General features: G+C 64.2%; 22 protein-coding genes and 1 pseudogene. 12 read left to right on the top strand and 11 right to left on the bottom strand.

Annotation, left to right across the window (positions count from 1 at the left end; all coding sequences use genetic code 11):
- Position 1 precedes the first annotated feature (1 nt).
- Positions 2–2,086, bottom strand: coding sequence for a hydantoinase/oxoprolinase family protein (locus NR193_RS19280; protein ID WP_256752372.1), 2,085 nt, complete (start codon positions 2,084–2,086; stop codon positions 2–4).
- Positions 2,087–2,306: 220 nt separating this feature from the next.
- On the opposite strand from NR193_RS19280, the gene NR193_RS19275 reads away from it, so the two are divergent.
- From NR193_RS19275 to NR193_RS19255, 5 genes are all read left to right on the top strand, one after another.
- Entirely contained in the window at positions 2,307–3,134 is an 828-nt protein-coding gene (locus tag NR193_RS19275; protein ID WP_256752371.1) for a ferredoxin--NADP reductase, read from the top strand.
- Positions 3,135–3,287: 153 nt separating this feature from the next.
- The gene (gene deoC, locus NR193_RS19270) at positions 3,288–4,343 is read left to right on the top strand and encodes a deoxyribose-phosphate aldolase (protein WP_256752370.1); all 1,056 of its coding nucleotides are present in this window, start codon (positions 3,288–3,290) and stop codon (positions 4,341–4,343) included.
- Positions 4,344–4,409: 66 nt separating this feature from the next.
- Positions 4,410–6,782: an aldehyde dehydrogenase family protein gene (locus NR193_RS19265; RefSeq protein ID WP_256752369.1), complete on the top strand. Its 2,373-nt coding sequence runs from the start codon at positions 4,410–4,412 to the stop codon at positions 6,780–6,782.
- Between the two features lie 228 nt (positions 6,783–7,010).
- Positions 7,011–7,742 carry an SDR family oxidoreductase gene (locus NR193_RS19260; RefSeq protein ID WP_256752368.1) on the top strand — a complete coding sequence of 244 codons (732 nt, stop codon included), beginning with the start codon at positions 7,011–7,013 and terminating at the stop codon, positions 7,740–7,742.
- Between the two features lie 26 nt (positions 7,743–7,768).
- Complete coding sequence (locus tag NR193_RS19255; protein WP_256752367.1) at positions 7,769–8,614, top strand: fumarylacetoacetate hydrolase family protein; 846 nt, start codon at positions 7,769–7,771, stop codon at positions 8,612–8,614.
- Positions 8,615–8,815: 201 nt separating this feature from the next.
- Here NR193_RS19255 and NR193_RS19250 read toward each other — a convergent pair whose 3' ends face one another.
- The 7 genes from NR193_RS19250 to NR193_RS19220 all read right to left on the bottom strand — a co-directional run bounded on the left by NR193_RS19250 (position 8,816) and on the right by NR193_RS19220 (position 15,712).
- The gene (locus NR193_RS19250; RefSeq protein WP_256752366.1) at positions 8,816–9,814 is read right to left on the bottom strand and encodes an ABC transporter ATP-binding protein; all 999 of its coding nucleotides are present in this window, start codon (positions 9,812–9,814) and stop codon (positions 8,816–8,818) included.
- Between the two features lie 33 nt (positions 9,815–9,847).
- Positions 9,848–10,903 carry a Gfo/Idh/MocA family protein gene (locus NR193_RS19245; RefSeq protein ID WP_256752365.1) on the bottom strand — a complete coding sequence of 352 codons (1,056 nt, stop codon included), beginning with the start codon at positions 10,901–10,903 and terminating at the stop codon, positions 9,848–9,850.
- Between the two features lies 1 nt (position 10,904).
- The gene (locus tag NR193_RS19240; protein ID WP_256752364.1) at positions 10,905–11,372 is read right to left on the bottom strand and encodes a DUF4304 domain-containing protein; all 468 of its coding nucleotides are present in this window, start codon (positions 11,370–11,372) and stop codon (positions 10,905–10,907) included.
- The gene (locus NR193_RS19235; protein WP_010912697.1) at positions 11,369–12,208 is read right to left on the bottom strand and encodes a carbohydrate ABC transporter permease; all 840 of its coding nucleotides are present in this window, start codon (positions 12,206–12,208) and stop codon (positions 11,369–11,371) included. Before NR193_RS19235 ends, NR193_RS19240 begins: the two co-directional genes overlap by 4 nt.
- A 12-nt stretch (positions 12,209–12,220) precedes the next feature.
- A complete protein-coding gene (locus tag NR193_RS19230; protein WP_256752363.1) occupies positions 12,221–13,150 on the bottom strand; it encodes a carbohydrate ABC transporter permease in 930 nt (309 codons plus the stop codon).
- A 234-nt stretch (positions 13,151–13,384) separates the two neighbouring features.
- Positions 13,385–14,644, bottom strand: coding sequence for an ABC transporter substrate-binding protein (locus NR193_RS19225; protein WP_256752362.1), 1,260 nt, complete (start codon positions 14,642–14,644; stop codon positions 13,385–13,387).
- A 117-nt stretch (positions 14,645–14,761) separates the two neighbouring features.
- Positions 14,762–15,712 carry an N-acetylmuramic acid 6-phosphate etherase gene (locus NR193_RS19220; protein WP_256752361.1) on the bottom strand — a complete coding sequence of 317 codons (951 nt, stop codon included), beginning with the start codon at positions 15,710–15,712 and terminating at the stop codon, positions 14,762–14,764.
- A 198-nt stretch (positions 15,713–15,910) separates the two neighbouring features.
- Between NR193_RS19220 and NR193_RS19215 the strand changes: the two genes are divergently transcribed.
- The 6 genes from NR193_RS19215 (at position 15,911) to NR193_RS19190 (ending at position 23,053) form a co-directional block, all read left to right on the top strand.
- Positions 15,911–16,792, top strand: a complete 882-nt coding sequence (locus NR193_RS19215) for an N-acetylglucosamine kinase (protein ID WP_256752360.1) — start codon at positions 15,911–15,913, stop codon at positions 16,790–16,792.
- Positions 16,789–17,571 (top strand): GntR family transcriptional regulator, encoded by a 783-nt coding sequence (locus tag NR193_RS19210; protein WP_256752359.1) that lies wholly within the window; start codon positions 16,789–16,791, stop codon positions 17,569–17,571. The genes NR193_RS19215 and NR193_RS19210 overlap by 4 nt, the downstream gene beginning before the upstream one ends.
- Complete coding sequence (locus NR193_RS19205) at positions 17,568–18,611, top strand: SIS domain-containing protein (protein ID WP_256752358.1); 1,044 nt, start codon at positions 17,568–17,570, stop codon at positions 18,609–18,611. Before NR193_RS19210 ends, NR193_RS19205 begins: the two co-directional genes overlap by 4 nt.
- Entirely contained in the window at positions 18,608–19,780 is a 1,173-nt protein-coding gene (gene nagA / locus NR193_RS19200) for an N-acetylglucosamine-6-phosphate deacetylase (RefSeq protein ID WP_256752357.1), read from the top strand. Before NR193_RS19205 ends, nagA begins: the two co-directional genes overlap by 4 nt.
- Positions 19,781–19,790: 10 nt before the next feature.
- Entirely contained in the window at positions 19,791–20,903 is a 1,113-nt protein-coding gene (locus NR193_RS19195) for an NAD(P)/FAD-dependent oxidoreductase (RefSeq protein ID WP_256752356.1), read from the top strand.
- 74 nt (positions 20,904–20,977) lie between these two features.
- The gene (locus tag NR193_RS19190) at positions 20,978–23,053 is read left to right on the top strand and encodes an ABC transporter ATP-binding protein/permease (RefSeq protein WP_256752355.1); all 2,076 of its coding nucleotides are present in this window, start codon (positions 20,978–20,980) and stop codon (positions 23,051–23,053) included.
- Between the two features lie 138 nt (positions 23,054–23,191).
- Here NR193_RS19190 and NR193_RS19185 read toward each other — a convergent pair.
- Positions 23,192–23,328 (bottom strand): annotated as a pseudogene (locus NR193_RS19185) (IS5/IS1182 family transposase); the annotation flags it as partial.
- A gap of 45 nt (positions 23,329–23,373) precedes the next feature.
- Between NR193_RS19185 and NR193_RS19180 the strand changes: the two are divergent.
- Positions 23,374–23,724 carry a hypothetical protein gene (locus tag NR193_RS19180; protein WP_256752354.1) on the top strand — a complete coding sequence of 117 codons (351 nt, stop codon included), beginning with the start codon at positions 23,374–23,376 and terminating at the stop codon, positions 23,722–23,724.
- A gap of 182 nt (positions 23,725–23,906) precedes the next feature.
- Here the strand turns inward: NR193_RS19180 and NR193_RS19175 are convergent, their stop codons facing one another.
- Together NR193_RS19175 and NR193_RS19170 are read right to left on the bottom strand one after the other, a co-directional pair.
- The gene (locus tag NR193_RS19175; RefSeq protein WP_256752353.1) at positions 23,907–25,421 is read right to left on the bottom strand and encodes a malonyl-CoA synthase; all 1,515 of its coding nucleotides are present in this window, start codon (positions 25,419–25,421) and stop codon (positions 23,907–23,909) included.
- Between the two features lie 185 nt (positions 25,422–25,606).
- Positions 25,607–26,353: a GntR family transcriptional regulator gene (locus NR193_RS19170; protein ID WP_256752352.1), complete on the bottom strand. Its 747-nt coding sequence runs from the start codon at positions 26,351–26,353 to the stop codon at positions 25,607–25,609.
- Positions 26,354–26,702: the final 349 nt, after the last annotated feature.

The raw sequence follows: 26,702 nt of genomic DNA, 5'->3' as shown, positions 1-26,702 counted from the left end.
ATCAGGCCTCGCCAATGTCGATGATGATGTTGCCGTCGGCATCCGAGCGTGCGCGGTCACCGGGTTCGAGCACGGTGGTGGCGTCCATCTGTTCGAGGATCGCCGGGCCTTCGATGACGGCGTCGAGCGGCAGCTTTTCGCGTGCGTAGACCGGCGTGTCGTGCCAGCGTCCGCCATACCAGACCGGCCGGATCTCGCGCCGTGCCTCGTCGAGCGTCTTTGCGCGCCCGGCCGGGTCGATCAGCTGCGACAGGTCGATCGCCGGCCTGACACCGGTGACCGAGGTGTTGAGGTTGACCAGGTTGGCGCGGATCTCCGGCAACTCGACCTTGAAGCGGGCGAAATAGGCTTTTTCGAACAGAAGCTGCAGCTCGTTCCGGGTCACCGACGAGGATGGCAGCGGCACGTTGATGATGTGCGTCTGGCCGACGAACTGCATGTCGGCGGAGTGGGTGACGCGGATCGTCTCCGGCTTCACCGCTTCCTTGCCGATCAGCTCCTCACCTTCATTTCGGTGCCGTTCCAATACAGCATGAAGCTGGGCTTCATCGAGCACTGCCACTGGCTGGTTGATGGTGTTGACGAAGTCATGGCGCAGGTCGGCGACGACGCAGCCGAGCGCGTTGGTGATGCCGGGCCGCGCCGGCACCAGCACCTTCGGCAGGCCGAGTTCGCGCGCGAGCGCAGTGGCATGCAGCGGCCCGGCGCCGCCGAAGGCGAACAGCGCGAAATCGCGCGGGTCATGGCCGCGCGACACCGAGACCATGCGGATGGCGCCGGCCATCTTCATGTTGCCGAGCCGCAGCACCGCGCCCGCCGCCTCGACGCCGGACAGGCCTGTGGCCTTGCCGATTTTGTCCTCGAAGATGCCGGTGACGCGTTCGACGGTGACCGGATTTTCCACCGCCAGCAGCTTCTTCGGCGCCAGCCGGCCGAGCACCAGGTTGGCGTCGGTGATGGTCGGCTCGAGGCCGCCGCGCCCGTAGCAGATCGGGCCGGGATTGGCGCCGGCACTTTCCGGGCCGATCTGGATCAGGCCGGCCGCGTCGACGCGGGCGATCGAGCCGCCGCCGGCGCCGACCGTGTGCACCGCCACCATCGGCACATGGATCGGCATCGCATATTCGATCTCGATCTCGTTCGACACCGCCGGCTCGGCGTTGCGGATCAGCGCCACGTCGGTCGAGGTGCCGCCCATGTCGTAGGTGACGAGGTTTTCGAAGCCGGCGCGCTTTCCGGTGTAGGCGGCGGCGATGACGCCGGAGGCCGGGCCCGACATGACCGTCTTGGCCGATTCACGTGTGACGAAGCGGGCCGAGATCATGCCGCCATTGCCGTTCATGATCAGGAAGTCGCGGGCATAGCCTTTTGCCCCCAGTTCCTTGCGCAGCCGCTCGACATAGCGCTCGAGGATCGGCTGCACCGAGGCGTTGACCGAGGCGGTGACGCCGCGCTCGAATTCGCGCGCTTCCGACAGCAGCGCATGGCCCGCCGTGATGTAACCGTTCGGCCAAAGTTCGGCGGCGATTTCGGCGGCGCGCCGCTCATGCGACGGGTTGGCGTAGGAATGCAGGAAATGGATGACAAGGGATTCGCAACCGGCCGCGATCAGCATCTTCACCGCCTCGCGCATCTCGGCCTCATCGAGCGGCGTGCGCACGGTCCCGGAGGCCTCGACGCGCTCCGACACTTCGAGCCTGAGATTGCGCGGAATGATCGGCACGAAGCTGCCGGTCATGCCATAGGCCTGCGGCCGCGTGCGGCGGCCAAGCTCGATCACGTCGCGAAAACCGCGCGTGGTGATCATGCCGGTTTTCGCCAGCCGGCGTTCCAGCACCGCGTTGGTGGTGGTGGTCGTGCCGTGCACGATGAGGTCGATGCCGTCGATCGGAAATCCGGTCGCGCCGAGCGCCGAAACGACGCCGAACGCCTGGTTGTCGACCGTGGTCGGGGTCTTGGCGATATGCACCCGGCCACCCTCGCGGCCATCGATCAGAAGCAGGTCGGTGAAGGTTCCGCCGACATCGATGCCGGCGACGACGCTGCCCAGGGAATCCGGCGGCTGCACCGAAAAATTCTCTTTCATTGTCGAAACCCGAAATGCCCGGACTACGGATATGGCACAGTTTGGAAAGGTGTTTCGCGGCGGTATCTTGACGCAAATATCGTTTGTATACTAATAAATTCCGGACACAAGAGCTTACGCTTCGGAGTGTTCGAGCGGCACGCCGGAACCTGAATGGTTCGGGCGTGCAGGAAAAGGTTTGGTGCCCGCGTCCGCGAGTTGGGCCAGAAGGTTGGATTTGATGAACACCACATCCGCGCTCAACATCGCTGGCGCCCGTCCGCTGCAATTCCCGATTCCGGCCAACGTCTATGCCGAAACCGTCGTTTCGGTGAAGCACTATACCGACCGGCTGTTCTCGTTCCGCATCACGCGTCCGCAATCGCTGCGCTTCCGGTCCGGCGAATTCGTCATGATCGGCCTGCCCAATGCCGAGAAGCCGGTGTACCGCGCCTATTCCGTCGCCAGCCCGTCCTGGGACGACGAGCTGGAATTCTTCTCGATCAAGGTGCCGGACGGCCCGCTGACCTCGGAACTGCAGAAGATCCAGGTTGGCGATACCGTCATCATGCGCCAGAAGTCGACCGGCACGCTGGTGCTGGATGCCCTGACGCCGGCAAAGCGCCTGTTCATGATCTCGACCGGCACGGGCATCGCGCCTTTCGCCAGCCTGCTGCGCGACCCCGACACCTATGAGAAGTTCGAGCAGGTCATCCTGACCCACACCTGCCGCGACGTTGCCGAACTCACCTACGGCCAGGAACTGGTCGCGGCGCTCGAAAGCGACCCGCTGATCGGCGAACTGACCGGCGGCCGCGTCACCCTCTACAATTCGACGACCCGCGAAGAGTCGGCATGCATGGGCCGCATCACCGCGCTGATCGGCTCCGGCAAGTTCTACACCGACCTTGGCATCGACAAGCTCAATCCGGAAACCGACCGCATCATGATCTGCGGCTCGATGCACATGCTCAAGGACGTCAAGGAGCTGGCCGAGAGCCTTGGCTTCGAGGAGGGCTCGCTCAGCCATCCGGCGAGCTTTGTCGTGGAGCGTGCCTTCGTCGGCTGAGACCCGGTTGCTTCGTTCCAGGAACGGCTTTTGACCATGCGGTCAAAAACTAGCTGCTTTGGTGACCTTTTTCCGCTATTGGTGCCCGAAGGACTCGTGAAGTACGACTTCGCGGGCTATCCTCGGCATGATCGCTGAACAAAGGGGCAGGAGATGAGCAGCACAATCCGCGAAGCCGAGCTCGGTGCCAGCGCATCCAAGGTGACGTCGCTGCCGGCGCGCGCCGCCGCCAACACTCCGGTGCCGCAGGACCATCGCATTGCCCGCAATCCCGGCATGAAGCTCGACCTCGGCTTCATGGAATCGATGCGCAACGTCAACCGTCCGGCGCTCGAACGCCGAGTCGCCAGCCTGACCAAGCGGCGCTCGATCAAGGCCGACAACCAGGCGGCATGGCTGTTGCGCGCCGTCGCCTGCATGGATTTGACGACGCTGAATTCCAACGACACCGAAGAGCGCGTGCGCCGGCTCTGCGCCAAGGCGATCAACCCGTTCCGTCGCGACATCGTCGAGGGCCTCGGCATTGCAGGTGAAATCATCCGGCCGGCCGCCGTCTGCGTCTACCACCCCTTCGTCACCACCGCCGTCGAGGCCGTGCGCGGCACCGGCATTCATGTCGCCGCTGTTTCCACCGCCTTTCCGCATGGCCTCGCGCCGCTGTCGACCCGCCTGCAGGAAATCGAGGCCTCGGTCCGCGACGGCGCCGACGAAATCGACGTCGTCATTCCGCGCGGACTGGTCTTCGGGGCCAAATGGCGGGAGCTCTACAATGAGATCGTCTCGATGCGCGCCGCCTGTGGCGACGCGCATCTGAAGGTCATTCTCGGCACCGGCGACCTCGCCACGCTGCGCAATGTCATGCTGGCCTCGATGGTGGCAATGATGGCCGGCGCCGACTTCATCAAGACCTCGACCGGCAAGGAAAGCGTCAACGCGACGCTGCCCGTCGGGCTGGCCATGGTGCGCGCCATCCGCGCCTATTTCGAGGAGACCGGCTATCTCATCGGCTTCAAGCCGGCCGGCGGCATCTCCACGGCGAAGGCCTCGCTCGACTGGCTGGTGCTGATGAAGGAAGAGCTCGGCCGGCCATGGCTGGAGCCGGAGCTGTTCCGCTTCGGCGCCTCGAGCCTTTTGACCGACATCGAGCGCCAGCTCGAGCATCATCTGACCGGTCATTATTCGGCCAATCATCGCCACGCGATGGCTTGAGCAACCCACCCCGATCGGCTTTGCCGATCGACCCTCCCCACGAGGGGAGGGTGAAGGAGGCACCTGATGAACATCCTCGACCGCTATCACGCCATGGACTACGGCCCGGCGCCGGAGGCTCGCAATGAGGCCGATACGTGGCTTGCCGCGCGCGATTTTGGCAAGGCGCTGTTCATCGGCGGTGACTGGAAAGCCGCTTCCGGCGGCAAGACCTTCGAGACCAGCGAGCCCTCTTCCGGCAAGCTGCTGGCAAAGGTGTCCGACGCCAGTGCCGCCGATATCGATGCGGCGGTTGCGGCCGCCGCCAAGGCGCTGCCCAAATGGAGCGCCAGTTCCGGCTATATCAGGGCAAAGGTTCTCTACGCCATCGGCCGCGCCATGCAGCGCCACCAGCGCCTGTTCGCGGTGCTTGAGACAATCGACAACGGCAAACCGATCCGCGAAAGCCGCGACATCGACGTGCCGCTGGCCATCCGCCATTTCATCCACCATGCCGGCTGGGCGCAGGCACTGGACAGGGATTTTCCCGGCCACAAGGGCGTCGGCGTCGTCGGCCAGATCATCCCGTGGAATTTCCCGCTGCTGATGCTGGCCTGGAAGATCGCGCCGGCGCTCGCCGCCGGCTGCACCGTGGTGCTGAAGCCGGCCGAGTTCACGCCGCTCACCGCCATCCTGTTTGCCGAGATCTGCGAGCGCGCCGGCGTGCCGAAAGGCGTCGTCAACATCGTCCAGGGCGGACCGGAAGCGGGCGCGGCAATCGTCAACCATCCCGGCATCCAGAAGATCGCCTTCACCGGTTCTTCCGAGGTCGGCAAGATCATCCGCAAGGCGACCGCCGGGTCGGGCAAGAAGCTGTCCCTCGAGCTCGGCGGCAAGTCGGCCTTCATCGTCTTCGAGGATGCCGATCTCGACAGCGCCGTCGAAGGTCTGGTCGATGGCATCTGGTTCAACCAGGGTCAGGTCTGCTGCGCCGGCTCGCGGCTGCTGGTGCAGGAAGGCATCGCCGAGGCCTTGATCGCCAAGGTCAAGACACGAATGAGCCGGCTGCGCGTCGGCAGCCCGCTGGACAAGAACACCGATATCGGTCCGCTGGTCGACGCCACACAGCTCGACCGGGTCAAGGGCCTGGTCGCCGAAGGCGCCAGACAGGGCGCCGTCTGCTGGCAACCGGATGCCGCGCTGCCTTCTTCCGGCTACTACCACCTGCCCACTCTCGCCACTGGTGTTTCGCCGGCTAATATCCTTGCGCAGGAAGAAGTGTTCGGCCCGGTTCTGGCCACCATGACATTCCGCAACACCGAGGAAGCGATCGAACTCGCCAACAACACGCGCTACGGGCTCGCCGCTTCGGTGTGGAGCGAGAACGTCAATCTTACCCTGCACGTCGCGCCGCAGTTGAAGGCCGGCGTCGTCTGGGTCAACGGCACCAACATGTTCGATGCCGCCTGCGGCTTCGGCGGTTACCGCGAGAGCGGCTTCGGCCGCGAGGGCGGGCGCGAGGGCATGTTCGAGTATCTCTCAGCGAAATTGCCGCTCGGTCCGGTGATCAAACCGGCGACACTCTCGGCGCAACCTGCCGAGCAGTCGGACGGTGACGCCATCGACCGCACGGCCAAGCTGTTCATCGGCGGCAAGCAGGTGCGGCCGGACGGCAATTACTCGCTGGCGATCGCCACCGCCAAGGGCAAGCTGGCCGGCGAAGTGGGCCTCGGCAGCCGCAAGGATATCCGCGACGCCGTTTCGGCCGCCCGCGCCTGCAAGGGCTGGCCGGAAGCAACGGCCTACAACCGATCCCAGGTGCTCTACTACCTTGCCGAAAATCTTTCCGGCCGCGCGAACGAGTTTGCCGCCCGCCTCACCGAGCTGACCGGCGCCAGCGCCAAGGTGGCGCGGGAAGAAGTGGATCAAACTATCGAACGGCTGTTCCTCTATGCCGGTCTTGCCGACAAGTTCGAGGGGCGCGTGCACCAACCGCCTGCCCGCACCGTGACGCTGGCGCTACACGAGCCTGTCGGCGTCGTCGGCATCGTCGCGCCCGACACCTCGCCCCTGCTCGGCCTGATCTCGCTGGTCGCACCGGCGCTGGCGATGGGCAACACCGTGGTCGCCGTGCCTTCGGAAAGACATCCGCTGCTCGCCACCGATCTCTACCAGGTCATCGAATATTCCGACATCCCGGCCGGCGCCATCAATATCGTCACAGGCCGCAGCGCCGAGCTTGCCGGCGTGCTGGCCAAGCATGACGATGTCGACGGGCTCTGGGTCTTCGCCGATGCCGACACCTGCGCCAAGGCGGAAGCCGAGTCGATCGGCAACCTCAAGCGCGTCTGGAGCGGCAATGGGCGCAGCCTCGACTGGGCGTCCGACGAGGCTGCCGGCGACGCCTTCCTACGCCGCGCCGTCGAAGTGAAGAACGTCTGGGTGCCTTACGGAGACTGATGCATGTCGCGCAAAAGCATGCCCTCGGGCCCGAGGGTACGCAGCGGTTTTGGAGACATGGTGATCGTGTTCGGGCTTGACGCCCGGATGCGTGTTCTTTAACGAGAAAAAACATCTTTATCTGTGGGCTGGCAGTGGCACAGGCCGCACAATGGCGTCCGACTGGCACATGACGCCTTGGCCAACTGCCGATAAACCCGAACGATCCAAAGCGGCGAGGAGAACAGCATGGCGGATCTGGCAGGCAAGGTCGTTGTCGTCACAGCAGCGGCGCAAGGCATCGGCAAGGCGAGCGCACTGGCTTTCGCCAAGGCTGGCGCTGTCGTCTACGCCACCGACATCAACGAGACGCTGCTGGCCGAGTTCGCCAAGACGTCGGGGATCAAGACCCGCAAGCTCGATGTGCTCAACGACGAGGCGGTCAACGCTGCCTTCGCCGAGATCGGTGCTGTCGACGTGCTGTTCAACTGCGCCGGTTTCGTCCATTCGGGCTCGATCCTCGAGATGAAGGACGCCGATCTCGATTTTGCCTTCAACCTCAATGTCCGCGCCATGATCCGCACCATAAGGGCGGTGCTGCCCGGCATGCTGGAACGTGGCGACGGCTCGATCGTCAACATGTCGTCGGTCGCCGGCGCCGGCAAGGGCGTGCCGAACCGCTTCGCCTATGGCGTCACCAAGGCCGCTGTCATCGGTCTGACCAAGGCGATCGCTGCCGACTATGTCGGCAAGGGCATACGCTGCAACGCCATCTGCCCCGGCACGGTCGAGAGCCCGTCGCTGCAGGACCGCATGCATGCGCAGGGGGATTACGAAGCCGCCCGCGCCGCCTTCATCGCCCGCCAGCCGATGGGCCGGCTCGGCACGCCGGAGGAAATCGCCGATCTGGCCGTCTATCTGGCCGGTGCCACCTATACGTCCGGACAGGCCTATAATATCGATGGCGGCTGGTCGATCTGAACCAATCTGACTGAGGAGAGTATTCGATGAAACTGCTGCGCTATGGCGAGGTGGGGAGCGAACGTCCCGGCCTGCTCGATGCGGATGGAACGATCCGCGATCTCTCCGCCCATGTCACCGACATTGCCGGCACAACTCTTCATCCGGCCTCGCTGGACATGCTGTCCAAGCTCGATCCGAAGTCGCTGCCGGTGGTTTCCGGCAAGCCTCGCATCGGCGCCTGCGTTGCCGGCACGGGCAAGTTCATCTGCATCGGCCTCAACTATTCCGACCATGCCGCTGAGACCGGCGCCACCGTGCCGCCGGAGCCGATCATCTTCATGAAGGCAAGCTCGGCCATTGTCGGCCCGGATGACGATGTGCTCATTCCGCGCGGCTCGGTCAAGACCGACTGGGAAGTCGAGCTCGGCGTGGTTATCGGCAAGACCGCCAAATATGTCAGCGAAGCCGACGCGCTCGACTATGTCGCTGGCTACTGCGTTTCGCATGACGTCTCCGAGCGCGCCTTCCAGGCCGAGCGGCAGGGCCAGTGGACCAAGGGCAAGAGCTGCGACACGTTCGGCCCGATCGGCCCGTGGCTGGTGACCAAGGACGAAGTGGCCGATCCGCAGAACATCAAGATGTGGCTGACGGTCAACGGCAACACGATGCAGAACGGCTCGACCAAGACCATGGTCTATGGCGTGGCTTACCTGGTGTCCTACCTCAGCCAGTTCATGTCGCTGCATCCCGGCGACATCATTTCGACCGGCACGCCGCCCGGCGTCGGTCTCGGCATGAAGCCGCCGGTGTTCTTGAAGGCCGGCGACGTGGTCGAGCTGGGCATCGAGGGGCTCGGCCAGCAGAAGCAGACGTTCAAGGCGGACGTGTAGGCGCATAGCTTCACAAGTTTGCGCCGCCCCTCATCCGCCTGCCGGCACCTTCTCCCCGTATAGTGACGGGGAGAAGGGAAGGGCTTCAACGCTGGCGACCCCCTCTCCCCGTTCTTCACGGGGGTCCGCAGGACGGGCGAGACACGTGGCTCGCCCCGGAATGGGTAAGGGTGAGGGGCAGCGCCAACCTCCGCTGCGAGACTACTTCAGAACCTTGCCATCCGCTCCAAACCGATAGGTCTTCGCCGGATCCGGCGTCGCATAGAGCGTCGCGCCTGGCTCCGCATCATAGACGCCGAAAATGCGCACGGTGATCAGCCCGGCCTTTTCGCAGTCGAGATAGAGGTTGGTGTCGGCGCCGAGATGCTCGGCGTGGACGACCGTCCCCTTCCAGCTGCCCGACTTCGGATCAACCGTCAGGTGTTCCGGCCGCACGCCGATGGTCTTGGCCGTCTCGCCGAGACGGGCACCATCGATGAAATTCATCTTCGGTGAGCCGATGAAGCCGGCGACGAACTCGTTTGCCGGCGAATTGTAGAGCTCCATCGGTCCGCCGATCTGCTCGATCCGGCCGGCGTTGAGCACGACGATCTTGTCGGCGAGCGTCATCGCCTCGACCTGGTCGTGGGTGACATAGATCATCGTCGCCTTCAGTCGCCGGTGCAGCTGTGCGATCTCCAGCCGCGTGTTGACGCGCAGCGCCGCGTCGAGGTTCGACAAGGGCTCGTCGAACAGGAACAGCTTGGGCTCGCGCACCACGGCGCGGCCGATGGCGACGCGCTGGCGCTGGCCGCCGGACAGTTCGGCCGGACGCCGTTCGAGATAAGGTTCCAGCGACAGCATCGACGAGGCGATGCCGATGCGCCGCTCGATCTCGGCCGCCGGCGTGCCCGCCTGCTTGAGGCCAAGGCCCATATTGTTCTTCACCGTCAGATGCGGGTAGAGCGCATAGGTCTGGAACACCATGGCGATGCCGCGCTTGGCCGGCGGCGTGGCCGAGACATCCTCGCCGTCGATGACCACCCGGCCCGAGGTCGAATCCTCCAGCCCGGCGATGACCCTGAGCAAGGTCGACTTGCCGCAGCCCGAAGGACCGACGAAGACGACGAATTCGCCATCCGTCACCTCGAGGTTGATGCCCTTCAGCACCTCGACCGGCCCGAAGGCCTTCTTCACATTCTCGATTTTCAGCGAGCCCACGGCTTCGTTCCTGTCGTTAGAGTTTGACTCGTCCTAGAGCTTGACTGGGGCGCCGCTGCGCACGCTCTCATCGGCGGCAAGGCAGACGGCGAGCGATCTGACCGCGTCGTCCATGTGTCTGGTGAGATCGAGATCCTCGCGGATCGCCTTCAGCACGAAGGCCTGTTCGAGATCGCAAAGATCCTGGTGGCCGGGCTCGCCCTGCATCGACAACATCTCGTCCGGCTTGACGAATTTGCCATCCGGGCCGGTCGCGGCGCTGTGCAGGCGGATGGTCGAGGTCTTGGTGTGGGTGTCGATGTCGTCGGACTTCACGCCTTCCTTCATGACGATCGACACGCAGCCATTGGGCGAGATCACGTCCTTCACGAAGAACGCCGTCTCCGAAATCATCGGTCCCCAGCCGGCTTCGTACCAGCCGACCGAACCGTCATCGAACAGCACCTGCAGATGGCCGTAATTGTACATGGTGGGCGCGACCTCCTCGGTCAGCCGCACGCCCATGCCGCGCACCTCGACCGGCCTGGCATCAGTGATCTGCAGCATGACGTCGAGATAGTGCACGCCGCAGTCGACGATCGGCGAGGTCGTCTGCATCAGCTGCTTGTGCGTCTCCCAGGTATGGCCCGAGGATTGCTGGTTGAGGTTCATGCGGAAGACGTAAGGGCCGCTGAGCTTGCGCGCCTCGGCGATCAGCCTGATCCAGGACGGATGATGGCGCAGGATGTAGCCGATCACCAGCTTCTTGCCATTGGCCTTGGCCGCCGCCACGACGCGTTTTGCATCCGCCACGGTCGTTGCCAGCGGCTTCTCGACGAAGACATGGCAGCCGGCCTCGAACGCCCTGACCGCATAGTCGGCATGGCTGTCGGAATAGGTGGCGATGCAGGCGACGTCAGGCTTTTTGTCGCGCAGCGCGTCGTCGAAGGAACGCCTGATGCCATAGCCGGACAACCCCTCCGGCAGCGGCACGTCTGAACGGTTGATCAGTGCCGCGATCTCGAAGCCCGGATTGGTGTGATAGGCCAGCGCATGGCTGCGGCCCATATTGCCGAGCCCGGCGACAACGACACGAAGGGGTCCAGCCATTTCAATCTGCCTTTTCTTGCATACGGGCTTTAAGCGCCACCATCACATGCGGCTCGCGTTCTTCTGCAACCTGCAGAGCAGCCCGTTCGCTTTCGCAACGCGCCAAGAGCCCAAAGCCATACGTGTCGACACCGTCCTTGATGAGCGACAGCCTCTGATTGTCGGGCAAGGGATACTCGAGATTGAGCGCCTGGGTGAACGCCTTCGACTGATTGTCTTCCATCTGGGAATCGACGCGCCAACGAATGTGGCACTTGTATTCCTTCGGCCGGCGCTCCGGCCCAAGCCGCGTAAACCAGACGCCGGCGTTGATATAGGACTGTGGCCCCCAGGAAGACTGCTGAAGGTTCAGCATGCAGATCGTCTCCGGCCATTCGCGATAGAAGTTTTTGGCGCGAAGGCCGCGAAATCCATAGCGGCTCGCCGTCTCGACAAGGGCCTGTACGACAATGTCCTGCCCGTCGCTCACTTGACGGCTCCGGAGGTGATGCCGCGGATCAGCTGCCGCGAGAAGATGACGTAGAGGATCAGCACCGGCATGATCGCCAGCGACAATGCGGCCAGGATGGCGTTCCAGTTGGTGACGAACTGACCGAGGAACAGCTGGGCGCCGAGCGTCACCGTCTTGGTCTCTTCCGACGGCGCCAGGATCAGCGGGAACCACAGATCGTTCCAGATCGGGATCATGGTGAAGACGGCGACCGTCGCCATCGATGGCCTGACCAGCGGCAGCACCAGGCGGAAGAAGATGGTGTATTCGGACAGCCCATCGATGCGGCCGGCGTTCTTCAAATCGTCGGACACCTGCTTCATGAATTCCGACAGGATGAAGACGGCGAGCGGCAGCCCTTGCGCGGTGTAGACCAGGATCAGTGCCGTCAGCGTGTTGACCAGTCCGCTCGCCACCATCAATTGCAGGATGGCGACGGTGCCCAGCCGGATCGGGATCATGATGCCGAGCGCCAGGTAGAGGCCCATCAGCGAATTGCCGCGGAAGCGATACTCCGACAGCGCAAACGCAGCCATGGCGCCGAACAGAAGCACGAAGAACAGCGAAGCGACGGTGACGACGAGACTGTTCTGGAAATAGTGGATGAAGTCGCCCTGGCCGATCACGGTGGTGTAGCCGATCAGGTCGAAGGTTTTCGGCGTCGGCGGCGTCAGCGGCGCGCCGAAGATGCCGGCGCGGGACTTGAACGAATTCATGATGACGAGGATCACCGGAAACAGCGCGATCGCCGTGTAGGTCAACAGGATCGCGTGGGCGCCGATGGTGCGGGGGAGCGATCGGGTGGCGGTGCTCATCTCTTGCCCCCCTCAGAACTGGTAGCGACGCAGGCGCGTCTGCACGAGGAAGAGATAGACGCAGACGCCGCCAAGGATGATCAGGAACATCATCGTGGCGATCGCCGCACCCATGTTGGGGTCGCCGACCTGCAACTGGAAGCCGAAGAAGGCGCGGTAGAGGAAGGTGCCGAGAATATCGGTGGAATAGTTCGGCCCGGCGAGAGCCCCTTGCGCGGTGTAGATCAGGTCGAAGGCGTTGAAATTGCCGACGAAGGTGAGGATCGAGATGATGCCGATCGACGGCAGGATCAGCGGCAGCTTGATCTTCCAGAACTGCGACATGCCGGTGATGCCGTCGCACTCGGCCGCCTCGATCACCTCTTCGGGGATCGACAGCAGGGCTGCGTAGATCAGCATCATCGGAATGCCGACGAACTGCCACACCGAGATCAGGCTGAGCGCCGTCAGTGCATACTGTTCCTTGCCAAGCCATGGCGTGAACAGGCTTTTCAAGCCGACCAGGTCCATCATATGCGGCGCCACGCCCCACAGAGGCGACAGGATCAGCTTCCAGGCGAAGCCGACGATGACGAAGGACAGGATGGTCGGCACGAAGATCGCCGTGCGGTAGAAGGCGGCGAATCTGAGCCTCGGGCTGGACAGCAATGCCGCCAGCATGACGCCGATCGGGTTCTGCACCAGCATGTGGATGATGAAGAACCAGGTGTTGTTCCTGAGTGCGTTCCAGAAACCCACCGACCAGTTCGGATCGCCGAACAGGGTGCGGAAATTTTCCAGCCCGACGAAGATCTGGTGCTGCTCGATGTTGCGGAACAGCGACAACTGCAGCGTGCCGGCCAGCGGCAGGATCATGATCGCCGTGTAGACGAGCAGCGCCGGCGCCAGGAAGACGCCGATGTGCCAGCGGGTCGGTCGTTTCGGTCGTGTTTCTGCGGCCATGAGTTCGGTCCCCGCCGTCTCTCGGTTCCAAATGGTGTCGATGCTAGATGATGCCTCGATGCACTGCCCGGATTTCCTTCCCGTGCAGGAAGGACGAAGGCCTGTGACAGGTCAGCTTCGCCTTCCCCACTTTGAGGGTAAGGCCGAGAGGCCACGCCGACAATCACAAGCTGAAAGCCAGGATAGTCCGAAACCGGCCAGGCCTGCGCCCGGCCGGTCTCGTTGCCTGAGCTCTTACTTGGCCGGCTTGTACCAGCTGTCGAGACCGGTCTGCAGCTTCTTGGCGGCAGCTTCCGGCGTATCGGTGCCGTTGATGACGTTGGCCGATTCGACCCACGTCTCGTTTTCGAGGTTCGGCGTGCCGCGCGACAGGATCTGGTAGGTCGAGCGGATCGTCGACTTGCACTTGCCGCGCCAGGAAACGAATTCCTGCGCCAGCGGGTCTTCCATTTTCACCGGCGAGGAGTTCAGGCTGAAGAAGCCCGGCAACGCGTTGGCGTAGATGGTGGCGAAGTCCGGCGAGGCGACCCAGGACAGGAAGGTCTTGGCGGCGTCGGCGTTCTTCGAAGCCGCATTCAGGCCCATGCCGATATCGGTATGGTCGGAGATGTAGCAGGTGTCGCCGGCCTTCTCGACCGGCGGCGGGAAGGCGCCCATCTTGAACTGGGCCTGGGTGTTGAACAGCCCGATTTCCCACGAGCCGGCCGGGTAGATGGCGGCGCGGCCGAGCGTGAACAGGTTCTGGCTGTCCGGGTAGGTCTGGGCTTCGAAACCGTCGCCGAGATAGGGCTTCCACTTGGCCAGTTCCTCATACGGCGCGACCCAGTCCTTGTCGGTCAGCTTCTGGTCGCCCTTGATCAGCGCTGCGCGGCCATCTTCGCCCTTCCAGTAGTTGGGGCCGATGTTCTGGTAGCCCATCGTCGCGGCTTCCCAGAGATCCTTGGTGCCCATCGCCATCGGGATGTAGGTGCCGTCGGCCTTGATCTTGTCGAGGGCGGCGAAGAACTCGTCGCGGGTCGTCGGCACCTTGATGCCGAGCTTGTCGAAGGCGTCCTTGTTGTAGATGAAGCCGTGGATGACGGACGCCATCGGCACGCAGAAGCTCGCCTTGCCGTCGTCGGTCTGCCAGGCGGCCTTGGCCACGGGCGAGAAATTCTCCATGCCGGGCAGCGCCGAGAGGTCGGCGAGGTTGCCCTTCTTGTAGAGTTCAAGCGACTTGTCGAACGGGCGGCAGGTGATCAGGTCGCCCGCCGAACCGGCGGCGAGCTTGGCGCCGAGCGCGGCGTCATATTCGGTCGGCGCCGACGGAGCGAACACCACCTTGATGCCCGGGTTCTTGGCTTCGAAAGCCGGGATCAGCTTGTCCTTCCAGATGGCAAGGTCGTCGCCGCGCCAGCTTTCGATGTTGAGCGTTACGTCGCCGGCATAAGCCACCCCGGCTGAGCCGAGAATGCTGGTGCCCAGAAGCAGTGCCGTCAGTAGTTTCGTTGTCATGCTCAGTCTCCCTGTTGACCTTTTTCAGGTTCGGTTTTGATGAGAACGGAGGCAGTGCGCCCCTTGCTCCCCTCGCAAGCCCGTTTCACCCCGATGGAAATCGGGATGAAACAGGCTCTATTTCTTTGTTCGAGCATGATCTTTTCCGAAAAGCGGTTTCCACTTTTCGGGATCATGCCCCAGCGCGGAAAGGGCCGGCCGCAGCTTCTGGCCAGCCTCTTCCAGTAACTTCTGCGCCGCATCGGCGCTGTCAGCGCCGGCGGCGAGCAGAATGGCGGTCTTGACCGCGCCGCCGCTCTTTTCGAGCAGCCGGGCGGCTTCGTCCCTGCCGCGCCCGCTGACGGCGGCGACAATGCGCGCTGCGCGATCGCGCAGCTTGATGTTGTCGGCCATGAGGTTGACCATGTAGCCGTCATGCACGTGACCGAGATGGACGGCGGTCAATGTCGACAGCATGTTGAGCGCGATTTTCTGAGCGGTGCCCGCACCCATGCGGGTCGAGCCGGCGATCAGCTCCGGCGGCGTTTCCAGCAGGATGGCGGTTTCGGCCTGCCGGAGCAGCAGCGAATCGCGGTTGTTGGCGATACCGATGGTGGCAGCACCCCGGCGCCGCGCGTCCTCGATGGCCCGCACCGCATAGGGTGTCGTGCCGCTGGCAGAGACAGCGATCAGGCAATCGCCTGCGCCAATGCCGGCATTGGCGACCGCTGTCGCGGCCTCCTCGGTATCATCCTCGGGTCCGCCGGCCAGTGTCCTGAAAGCCGCGTCGCCGCCAGCGATCAAGATGGCGATGCGGTCGCGGTGAATGCCGAAGGTGCCCGGCAGTTCAAGCGCATCGGCCAGCGCCATCAGGCCGGAGCTGCCGGCTGCCGCGTAGGCAAGCTTGCCGCCGCTCTTCAGTCTGCCGGCGATGATCTCGGCTGCCCTGGCGATGGACGGAATGGCCTGGCGCACGACCTTTGCGGCTTCGATCTGCGCATCGGCCAACGAAGCAAGGATGGCGTCAGGGGCCTGGATATCCAGGCCCTCGGCATTCTGGTGAAGCGCTTCGGTGCGCGTTTCGGCCATCCCGGTTCCTCCAATACCAGAACAATACCAAAAAAATACCACTTGTCCACACGCATTCACGAATTCCCAAGCCGGAAATCGCTGAGCCGACGAAATGCCGAGGTTTTTCAATAAAATACACCTTAATCTTTTTGAAACGGAAATTAACCCTTGGCTATTGGTATTTTATTGGTATTATCCACCCGGAGGAGAAATCACGTGAATTTCGTGCTCGGTATCGATGGCGGCGGCACCAGCTGCAGGGCTGCCCTGGCGACGGTGGAAGGCGCGGTCATCGGCCGTGCCAAGAGCGGCGCCGCCAACATCCGCACCGATCTCACCGGCGCCCGGTCGAACATCGTCGAGGCCGCCAGGCAGGCGTTCATCGCCGCTGGACAGGACCCGGACCTGATCCCGCAAACGCCGGCCATCCTCGGCCTCGCCGGCGCCAATGTCGGTACCTACCGGCAGCAACTCGAAGCAATCCTGCCGTTCAGCATCAGCCGCGTCGAGACCGACGCCGAAATCGCCCTCGAAGGCGCTGTCGGCTCCGGTGACGGCGCCATGGCGATCCTCGGCACGGGTACTGCCTACATGGCGCGCAAGAACGGCAAGTCGCGCGCCATCGGGGGCTGGGGTTTCCAGGTCGGCGACCAGGGCAGCGGCGCCCGCATCGGCCGCGACCTGCTCGAACAGACGCTGCTCGCCTATGACGGCGTCCGCGAGGGTTCGCCGCTGACGCAGAGCATGCTCGCCGTTTTCCGCAACAACCCGGAGGACGTGGTCGAATTCACCACCAACGCCAAGCCCGGCGATTTCGGCGGCTTCGCGCCCAAGGTGTTCGAGCACGCCGAGAAGGGCGACAGCGTCGCCAACTGGATCCTCGACAGGGCGATCGCCGACGTAGAAGCCTCGCTCGGCGCACTCGACCTTGCGGACGACGCGCCGCTCTGCCTGCTCGGCGGGCTGGCGCCGCTCTACGCGCCGCGCCTTTCCGCGCGCTACCGGGCATTGCTGAAGCCGCCGCTCGATGATGCACTGGGTGGCGCCGTGCAGATGGCGGCACGCCTTTTCGCCAGACCAGCGGAGGCAGCGCGATGAGCGAGGCGGCCGACCAGATCTTCGCCACGCTGAAACAGTCGTCGCAAAGCGGCGCGCCGCTTTATCTGCAGCTTCGCAAGAGCATCGAGGATGCCGTCAATCGCGGCCTGATCGGGCCGGGCGACGCGCTGCCTTCCGAGCGCGACATCGCCACCAAGGCCGACATTTCTCGGGTCACCGTGCGCAAGGCGGTGCAGGACCTGGTCAAGGGCGGCATCCTGGTCCAGCGCCACGGCTCCGGCACGTTCGTGGCGCCGCGCATGGAGCGCGTCGAGCAGTCGCTGTCGCGGCTGACATCCTTCACCGAGGACATGGCGCGGCGCGGCATGGCGGTGCGATCGGCCTGGCTCGACCGCGGCCTTTACGCGCCCTCGCCCGACGAGATGATGGTGCTCGGCCTGTCGTCGAACGAACTGGTGGCGCGCGTGGCGCGCCTGCGCATTGCCAACGACACGCCGCTGGCGATCGAACGCGCCTCGCTGTCGGCCAGCGTATTGCCCGACCCGGCGGGAATAGGCTCGTCGCTCTATGCGGCGCTGGAATTGACCGGCAACCGTCCGGTGCGGGCGGTGCAGCGCATCTCGGCGGCCAATCTCGGCGACAGCGACGCGCGCCTGCTCGAAGTGCCGCCCGGCATCGCCGGCCTGCACATCGAACGCATTTCCTATCTGGCGAGCGGCAAGGTGATCGAATTCACCCGCTCCATCTACAGGGGCGACGCCTATGATTTCGTCGCCGAACTGCGGCTGACGGGGCCGAGCGAAGAGGGCCGACCATGAGTGTAGAGCCGACAGAGATGACCCATATGCGGCGCGAGATCGAAGAGATCCCGCAAGCCGTCGCCCGCCTGCTCGACGGCTCCGGCGCCGTGCTGACCGAGGCCGGACGCGGCATCCGCGAACGCGACCCGCAGTTCGTCGTCACCGTGGCGCGTGGTTCGTCCGACCATGCCGCCACGTTCATGAAATATGCCGTCGAGCTGACCGCCGGCCTCGCCGTCGCTTCGGTCGGTCCATCGATCGCCTCGATCTATGGCAGCAAGCTCAGGCTGGCGGGTTCGGCCTGCCTGGCGATCTCGCAATCGGGCAAGAGCCCCGACATCGTCGCCATGGCCGAAAGTGCGCGGTCCGGCGGCGCGCTGACCATCGCCATCACCAACACCGCCGATTCGCCGCTGGCGCGCGCCTCGGATTATGCGATCGATATCCTGGCGGGGCCCGAGCGCAGCGTCGCGGCAACCAAGACCTTCGTCAATTCCGCCGTCGCCGGTCTCGCCTTGATGGCGCATGCGACCGGCGACGAGGCGCTGCTGGCCGCACTTTTCCAGTTGCCGGAGCATTTCAGCAAGGCGATCGGCTGCGACTGGATGACGGTGCTGGCCGAAACGATCGACAAGCAGAAGTCGCTGTTCATCCTCGGCCGTGGACCGTCGGCGGCGATGGCTAACGAAGCGGCGCTGAAGTTCAAGGAGACCTGCGGCATGCATGCCGAGGCCTACAGTGCCGCCGAAGTCATGCATGGCCCGCTGGCGCTGATCGGCCCCGATTTCCCGGTGCTGGCGCTGGCCGCGCGCGACGCGTCCGAACCGTCCGTCGCCGAAGCCGCCGACAGCCTGGCCGCCAAGGGGGCGCCGGTCTTCATCACCTCGACGCTTGCCCATCGCGCCATGCGCCTGCCGCATGTCGCTACAGGCCACCCGCTGACCGATCCGCTGACGCTGATCGTGTCCTTCTATGTGTTCGTCGAGGCCTTCGCCCGCCATCGCGGCCTCGACCCGGACACGCCGCGCAATCTTCGCAAGGTGACGGAGACCGTATGAGCGACCGTTTTGCCCTGACCGGCGCCCGGATATTCGACGGCGACGACTGGCATGAAGGTCACGCGCTTGTCGTGCGCGACGGCCTCGTCGAGGCCATTCTGCCCGCGGGCGCCATCCCCTCCGACATCCGCATCGTCGACACCGGCGGCGGCATGCTGGCGCCAGGCTTTCTCGACCTGCAGGTCAATGGCGGCGGCGGCGTCATGCTCAACGACCACCCCGATGTCGCGTCGATCGAAACCATCTGCAAGGCGCATGCGCCCTTCGGCACGACGGCGCTGCTGCCGACGCTGATCACCGATACGCCCGCGATCACCGCCGCCGCCGTCGCTGCCGGCGAAGCAGCGGCGCTGCGGAAGGTGCCTGGCTTCCTCGGCCTGCATCTCGAAGGCCCGCATCTGTCGATCGCCCGCAAGGGCGCGCATGATCCGGCGCTGATCCGGCCAATGACGGACAAGGACGAGGCGATGCTGATCGCGGCGCGGCACAAGTTGCCGGTGCTGCTCACCACGATAGCGCCCGAATCCGTCGAGCCGGCACGCGTCGCGGCGCTCGCCAAGGCGGGCGTCATCGTCAGCCTTGGCCATTCCGACACCGGCTACGCCACGGCTAGCACCTTTGCCGAGGCCGGCGCTTCGATGGTCACCCATCTGTTCAACGCAATGAGCCAGATCGGCAATCGCGAGCCTGGGCTGGCGGGCGCTGCCATCGACATCGGCACACTGTCCGCCGGCCTCATCGCAGACGGCATCCATGTCGATCCCGTCACCATCAGGATCGCGCTGCGCGCCAAGCAGGGACCGGCGAGGATCGTGCTGGTCACCGATGCCATGGCGACGATCGGCACCGACATGACCTCCTTCACGCTGAACGGCCGCACCATCTACCGCAAGGATGGCAGCCTGCGGCTCGCCGACGGCACGCTGGCGGGGGCGGATCTCGACATGATCTCGGCTGTTCGATACGTCCACCGCGTTATCGGGCTGGACCTGTCGGAGGCGTTGCGCATGGCCTCGCTCTATCCGGCGCAAGCGATCGGCCAGTCGCACCGGCTCGGGCGCTTCGCCAACGGCACGGCGGCGGATATTGTCGCGCTGTCGGACGATCTCGATATCGGACAAGTCTGGATCGGCGGCAAGACGGTGTTCGAGGCCAGCGCTTCACACTGAAGGCGAGCTCATGCAGGCAATCGACTGTGTTGTCGCTGGAGCCGGTGTCGTCGGGCTCGCCATCGCCAGGGCGCTCGCTTTGGCGGGCCGCGAGGTGGTGGTGATCGAGAAGGCCGGCGCGATCGGCACCGTCACCAGTTCGCGCAATTCCGAAGTCATCCATGCCGGGCTCTATTATGCGCCGGGGAGCCTGAAAGCCCGGCTCTGCGTCGAAGGGCGTCAGCTTCTCTACGCCTACTGCGCCGAGCACAACGTCGCTCACAAGCGCATCGGCAAGCTGATCGTCGCCAGCGAACCCGGCCAGATCGACGGATTGCGGACGATCCAGGCCAATGCGCGACGCTGCGGGATCGACGATCTGGAGCTTTTGACGCGCGGCGAGGCCGAAAGCCTGGAACCGGCACTGACATGCGCCGCCGCCTTGATGTCGCCGTCGACCGGCATTGTCGACAGCCACGCGCTGATGCTGTCGCTGCGCGGCGACGCGGAGGCCGCCGGTGCGTCCTTCGTTTTGCTCACGGCTGTCGCCGGAGCGGCGATCGAGGCCGACGGGATCCGGATCGACACACGCGATGCCAATGGCGAGACCTTCGCCTTGAAGGCCCATGCCTTCATCAATGCCGCGGGCCTCGATGCGCAGGCCGTGGCCAGCCGCATCGAAGGGTTCCCTCGGAGCCTGATCCCCCGGCAGTGGCTGGCGCGCGGAAACTATTTCGCGCTTCCGGGCCGGTCGCCTTTTTCGCGGCTGATCTATCCGGTTCCGGTCGAAGGTGGTCTTGGCGTCCACCTGACGCTCGACCTGGGCGGCAGTGCCCGCTTCGGACCCGACGTCGAATGGATCGAGCGCGTGGACTACACGGTCGATCCGGGCCGAAGCGCCGTCTTCTACGAGGCGATCCGGCGCTATTGGCCCGAGCTTGACGACGGAGCCCTGCAGCCGGCCTATGCCGGAATCAGGCCGAAACTATCCGGCCCGGGCCAAGCGGCGGCCGATTTCATGATCCAGGGTCCGGCCGACCATGGCGCCGGGCGAATCGTCAACCTGTTCGGCATCGAGAGTCCCGGCCTGACGGCAAGCCTGTCGATCGCCGACCATGCCGTCGGGCTGCTGTACCCGAAGTGACAGGCTCTCTTGATAGTTGTCATCGCAAGCGGACGCCATGAAACCTTTTGATTTCGAGGCCGTTGTCGGGGCGAATGTCCGACGCGAAACCCAGATCGAAACCGGCCGACGGCATCAAGCCGCGTGGCACCCCCGAGCCACGTAGGGGAAAGGCGCGACCAACAAAGTCACGTGATGCCAAATCGCACGACGAGGCTCCGCGCGAAAAGAAGCCACACGAGAAGGAGGCATCGACCGTCGAAGCGGCAGCTTCCGAGGTTGTAGGCGAGACTCCGCCGCCCCCGGAAGCCGTCGAACCAGATCCACAGTTGACGGCCGAGGAGGCAGAACAGGCGCGCAAGAAATATCTGCTGAAGCGTTTCTGGATCAGCGGGCGCGGTTATTGGGGACGGCACGGTGACAAGCTCGCCTGGCCGCTAACGATCGGGCTGTTGATCCTGATCGGCGTCAATGTCGGCTTCCAGTATGGGATCAATGTCTGGAACCGCGCCATCTTCGACGCGATTGAGAAGCGCGACGCCCACACCGTCTACTTCCTGAGCGCGGTGTTCGTGCCGCTCGTGCTTGGCAGCATCAGCCTTGTCGTCGCGCAGGTCTACCTGCGCATGACCATGCAGCGCCGCTGGCGCTCCTGGCTGACGACCTCGGTCATAGCGCGCTGGCTCGCCAACGGCCGCTACTATCAGCTGAACCTCGTGAAAGGCGACCACCAGAACCCCGAGGCCCGCCTCTCGGAAGATCTGCGGGTCGCCACCGAGTCGCCTGTCGATTTCGTCGCCGGCGTGATTGTCGCCACGCTCTCGGCCTCAACCTTCATCGTTGTGCTGTGGACGATCGGCGGGGCCTTGAGCTTCACGTTGGGAGGCTCGACCTTCACCGTGCCCGGCTTCCTCGTCATCACGGCGGTGGTCTATGCCGCAATTACCTCCACCTCGATGTTCGTCATCGGCCGCGATTTTGTTCAGCTCTCGGAGAAGAAGAACCAGGCGGAAGCTGAATTCCGTTACGTGCTGACGCGCGTGCGTGAAAACGGCGAGAGCATAGCCCTGCTTGGCGGCGAGGAGGAGGAAAGCAACGGCATCCACAAGACCTTCGCCGGTGCGCTCAAGCAATGGGCGCGGTTGACCGGCCAGCACATGCGCACGGCGGTGGTGTCGCAGGGCTCAAGCCTGTTTGCGCCCGTCGTACCGGTTCTGCTGTGCGCGCCGAAGTTTCTCGAAGGCTCAATGACACTCGGACAGGTGATGCAGGCTGCCTCCGCCTTCGCCATCGTGCAGGGGGCGTTCAGCTGGCTGGTCGACAACTACCCGCGTCTCGCCGACTGGAACGCCTCCGCGCGCCGCATCGCCTCGCTGATGATGTCGCTCGACGGGTTGGAGCGTGCGGAACAGAGCGATGATCTGGGGCGCATCAAACACGGCGAGACCAAGGGCGATGCGATGCTCTCCCTCGACGAGCTCTCAGTGACGCTCGACGACGGTACCTCCGTGGTCAAGGAAACCGAGGTGGTGATCGAACCGGGCGAGCGCGTGCTGGTGTCCGGCGAATCCGGCTCGGGCAAGTCCACGCTGGTGCGGGCGATCGCCGGCCTGTGGCCCTGGGGAAGCGGCAGCGTCAACTTCCACCCCGACAGGCGATTGTTCATGTTGCCGCAGCGGCCCTACATTCCCTCGGGGACGCTGCGCCGCGCGGTCGCCTACCCCGCGGCGGCGGACAACTGGACGATCAAACAGATCAAGGCTGCCCTCGACAGGGTGGGCCTGGGTTATCTCACCGACAGGATCAAGGAAGAAGCGCCGTGGGACCAGACGCTGTCGGGCGGCGAAAAGCAGCGCCTTGCCTTCGCGCGCCTGCTGCTGCATCGCCCCGATATCGTCGTGCTGGATGAAGCGACCTCGGCGCTCGACGAGAAAAGCCAGGACACCATGATGGCGACGGTGATCCGCGAATTGCCCGATATCACCATCGTCAGCGTTGCACACCGCGCCGAGCTGGAAGCCTTCCACAGCCGCAAGATCACCCTGGAACGGCGCGAAGGCGGCGCCAAACTTGTCAGCGATATCAACCTCGTCCCGCGCAAGCGCAAGCAGAACCTGCTCACGCGCGCCTTGTGGGGCTCCCGGATCGAAAGGTCGCGCAAACTGGAGTAAGCGGCGCCGTCCGAAAGCAATTCCGGGGAAAAGTGTGAGGCGGTCTGCCGTCCGGAATTGCGTCGAAACAAAGAGGAAGGGCGGTTCCGACTCGATCCGGTCCACTTGACCTCGGGACTGAACACCCAGGGTCCGGCCTCATGGCCAGCAGGAGACGGCGGCTGCGATGCAGACCGCAGCGAGGAAGGTCACGGCGTTGCCGTCATAACGGTTGCGACGCGGCGGAAGTCCTTTAGCCGACGGAACATGCGTTCGATGGCGTTTCGGTTGTTATACACGGATGGTGCATCCTGATGTAATTGCCAGGAGATAGGATTCCCATGGCAGACAGAACCACCATTGCCGAGTCATTGCCGACAACCGCCGTCGTCCGCGTCTCGCGCGCCAGCTACGACCCGAGCCGGTTCGCCGAGGTCGACGCCGCGAGCAAGAAGACCTCGGAGTACATAATCCCGGCCATCAGACAGCTGCCGGGGCTCCTTCACTTTTATGCGGGCGTCTCGCCGAAGGGCTCGATCGTGCAAGTTAGTATCTGGGACACCGATGAGCATGCGGCACAGTTGGACCGACTGAAGGAGATGGTCGTCGACGGCCGTAGGGACATGGAGGCGGTCGGCGTGACGTTCACCCCGATTTTCAACTACCCGATCGACTGGACCTGGACCGTCTGACCTTGGGTCCGAACTCACAACCAGTACGAGACAGCGGCCGCGATTCAGACCGCAGCGAGGAAGGCCACGGCGTTGCCGTCATAGCGGGTTGCGACGCGGCGGAAGTCCTTTAGCGGCGCTTCCTTTCGGAAGCCGTGGATCACAACCCGCTGCTCATGCCGACACTCTTGTGGGTCCAGACCCTAGGAGGCGTAGAGATCCTTGTAGGTCTCGCGCAGGAGATTCTTCTGCACCTTGCCCATCGTGTTGCGTGGCAGTTCGTCGACGAAGATAACCCGCTTCGGGTGCTTGTACTTCGCCACGCGCCCGGCAATAGCGCCGAGGATCTCGGTCCCGGTGATCTGCGAGGCCGGCGCACGCACGACGACTGCGGTGACGCCTTCGCCGAAATCCGGATGGGCAACGCCGATGACGGCACTTTCCGTGACCCCGTCAAGCGCGTCGATCTCGCTTTCGAGTTCCTTCGGGTAGATGTTGTAGCCGCCGGAAATGATCAGGTCCTTGCCGCGGCCGACGATGTGGACATAGCCGTCGCCGTCGATCATGCCGAGATCGCCGGATATGAAGAAGCCGTCGGCGCGGAATTCCGCCCTGGTCTTCTCCGGCATGCGCCAGTAACCGCCGAAGACGTTGGGGCCCTTGACCTCGATCATGCCGACTTCGCCCTGGGCGAGCGGCCGGCCATCGTCGGGGTCGGCGATGCGCAGCGATACGCCAGGCAAGGGGAAACCGACCGTTCCGGCGCGCCGCTCGCCTTCATAGGGGTTGGAGGTGTTCATGTTGGTCTCGGTCATGCCGTAGCGCTCGAGGATCGCGTGGCCGGTGCGCTCTCGCCAGGCCTTGTGCGTCTCGGCCAGCAGCGGCGCCGAACCGGAAATGAACAGGCGGATGTTCTTCGCCGCCTGGCGGTCCAGCCCGTCCTGCTGAAGCAGGCGCACGTAGAAGGTCGGCACCCCCATCAGCACGGTTGCGCGCGGCAACAGCGAGACGATGCGGCCTGCGTCGAACTTCCGCTCGAACAGCATCGACGCACCGGCCATCAGGACGACGTTGGTGGCGACGAACAGGCCATGGGTGTGGAAGATCGGCAGCGCGTGGATCAGCACATCATCCGTCGTGAAGCGCCAGTGATCGACCAGCACCCGCGCGTTCGAGGCGAGGTTCTCGTGGCTGAGCATGGCGCCTTTCGAGCGGCCGGTCGTTCCCGAGGTGTAGAGGATAGCGGCAAGATCGCCCTCGCCGCGCGTCACATCGTGGAAGTCCGACGGCAGCCGCGAGGCCTGATCGGTCAGCGATCCCTCGCCCTTGCCGTCGAGCGTGACGGTGGCTGCGCCCACCCTTTGCGCCAGCGCCTCGATGTCGGCCGCCCTTGCCGGATCGCAGACAACCAGTCGGGGCCCGGCATCGCCGAAGAAATATTCCAGTTCGGCCAGTGTGTAGGCGGTGTTGAGCGGCAGGAAGACGGCACCGGCACGCACGCAGGCGAGATAGAGCAGGACCGCCTCCGGGCTCTTCTCGACCTGGACGGCGACCCGGTCTCCCGGCTCGACGCCCAGTTGCAAAAGTGTGTGCGCCAGCTGCGCCGACCGCGCCAGCATGTCGCCATAGGTGAGCGAGCGCCCGTCATCGGTTTCCATCAACAGGCGGCCCGGCGCCGGCATCCTGGAACGGAACGTATCGAACAGATGATTGCTCATGAAGTCTTTCCTGGGCGGCGGAGCCGGCGCTGAGCACGCTTTTCGAGCGGCACGCACTGGCGGCGAAGAGTTCGCGGTTCCTGGTCGTGCCGTCAAGACCGCAAGCTGTGGTTCGGGCTCGCCAGGTCAGCGGTAATGGTTGCGGGCGAGGGGGCCGCGAAAAGGCCTTTGGACGGAAACGGCCGCTAGCGCCGTGCGCGTTCGGCCTTGCCGGTGACCGCTTTTGACTGTTCGCCTTGCTTGAAGCGTTCCAGGCACATGGCAGCGGTCAACTGGTAGTGATTGACCAGTGCCTCGACCGCACCATCGGCATCGCCGTCCAGGGCACATTCGGCGATCAGGCGATGCTCGCCGAGATCGTCGCGCTGACTGCTTTCGCCGTCATTGGCCATTTGCCGGTAGCGATGGGCGTGATCGGAAAGCTGATCGCAAAATCCCACCAGCCAGTGCGAGCGGCAGGCCGAGATCAGAACCCTGTGGAAGATGCGGTGCAACCTCTCCCAATCCGGATCGAGCGAGGACGGATTGTGCGGCGAAAGACGTGACGCGCGCCCCAGGCGATGCAGCGCCAGCACCAGTTGCTCCTCCCATTCGGCGGTGCGGTGAGCAATGGATTCGCGAAGCGCCCGTTCTTCGAGCCAGCAGCGGGTGCGCGTCAGCTCCTCGAGCTCTGACGCGCTGACCGGCATGATGAAGAAGCCGCGCTGGTCGTGCCGGCCGAGAAGCCCCTCCGAGGCGAGGCGATTGAGCGCCTCGCGGACAGGGGAAGCGCCAGCCCCATATTTGGAAACCACCCATTCGACCCGCAGCTTGCTCTCGGCTTCAAGGACACCGTCAAGAAGGTCTGCACGCAGTTGGTGATAGACCGTGCTGGCAAGCGTGCTCTTGGATCCTGCGCCGTCGTCGTCGAGATTGGCAGCTCCGTATGTCAAAGCGACTCCTTGTCCCCAAAACTGTCTTGGGCAATTCGAGTCCGAGAGCATTCCCTTTTCGTACGTGTACTATACAGCTTCCGCCGCTGAACGCTCAAGCAGAAGATCGCGCCATTGCACTTAAGCACAAAGAAATATGCGACACGCCGGCGTTCGATCCTCTAAATCCACGCGTTTCCACAACCTGAGGAAACTCAACCTGTTTTGCATGCACGCAGGAGAATCTGTTCTTTCTGTTCTTTTGTATGCGCGGGAGACCATCTGTTCTGTCGTGTTGGACAGGGCGGCAAACATTAGAGCATGATCCCGAAAAGTGGAATCCGGTTTTCGGGAAAGATCATGCTCAAAC

Source organism: Mesorhizobium sp. Mes31, assembly GCF_024519675.1.
In the GTDB taxonomy this organism is placed as follows: Bacteria; Pseudomonadota; Alphaproteobacteria; order Rhizobiales; family Rhizobiaceae; genus Mesorhizobium.
Note: the sequence above shows the minus strand (reverse complement) of the source record. Positions and strands in the feature narration are given on the sequence as shown.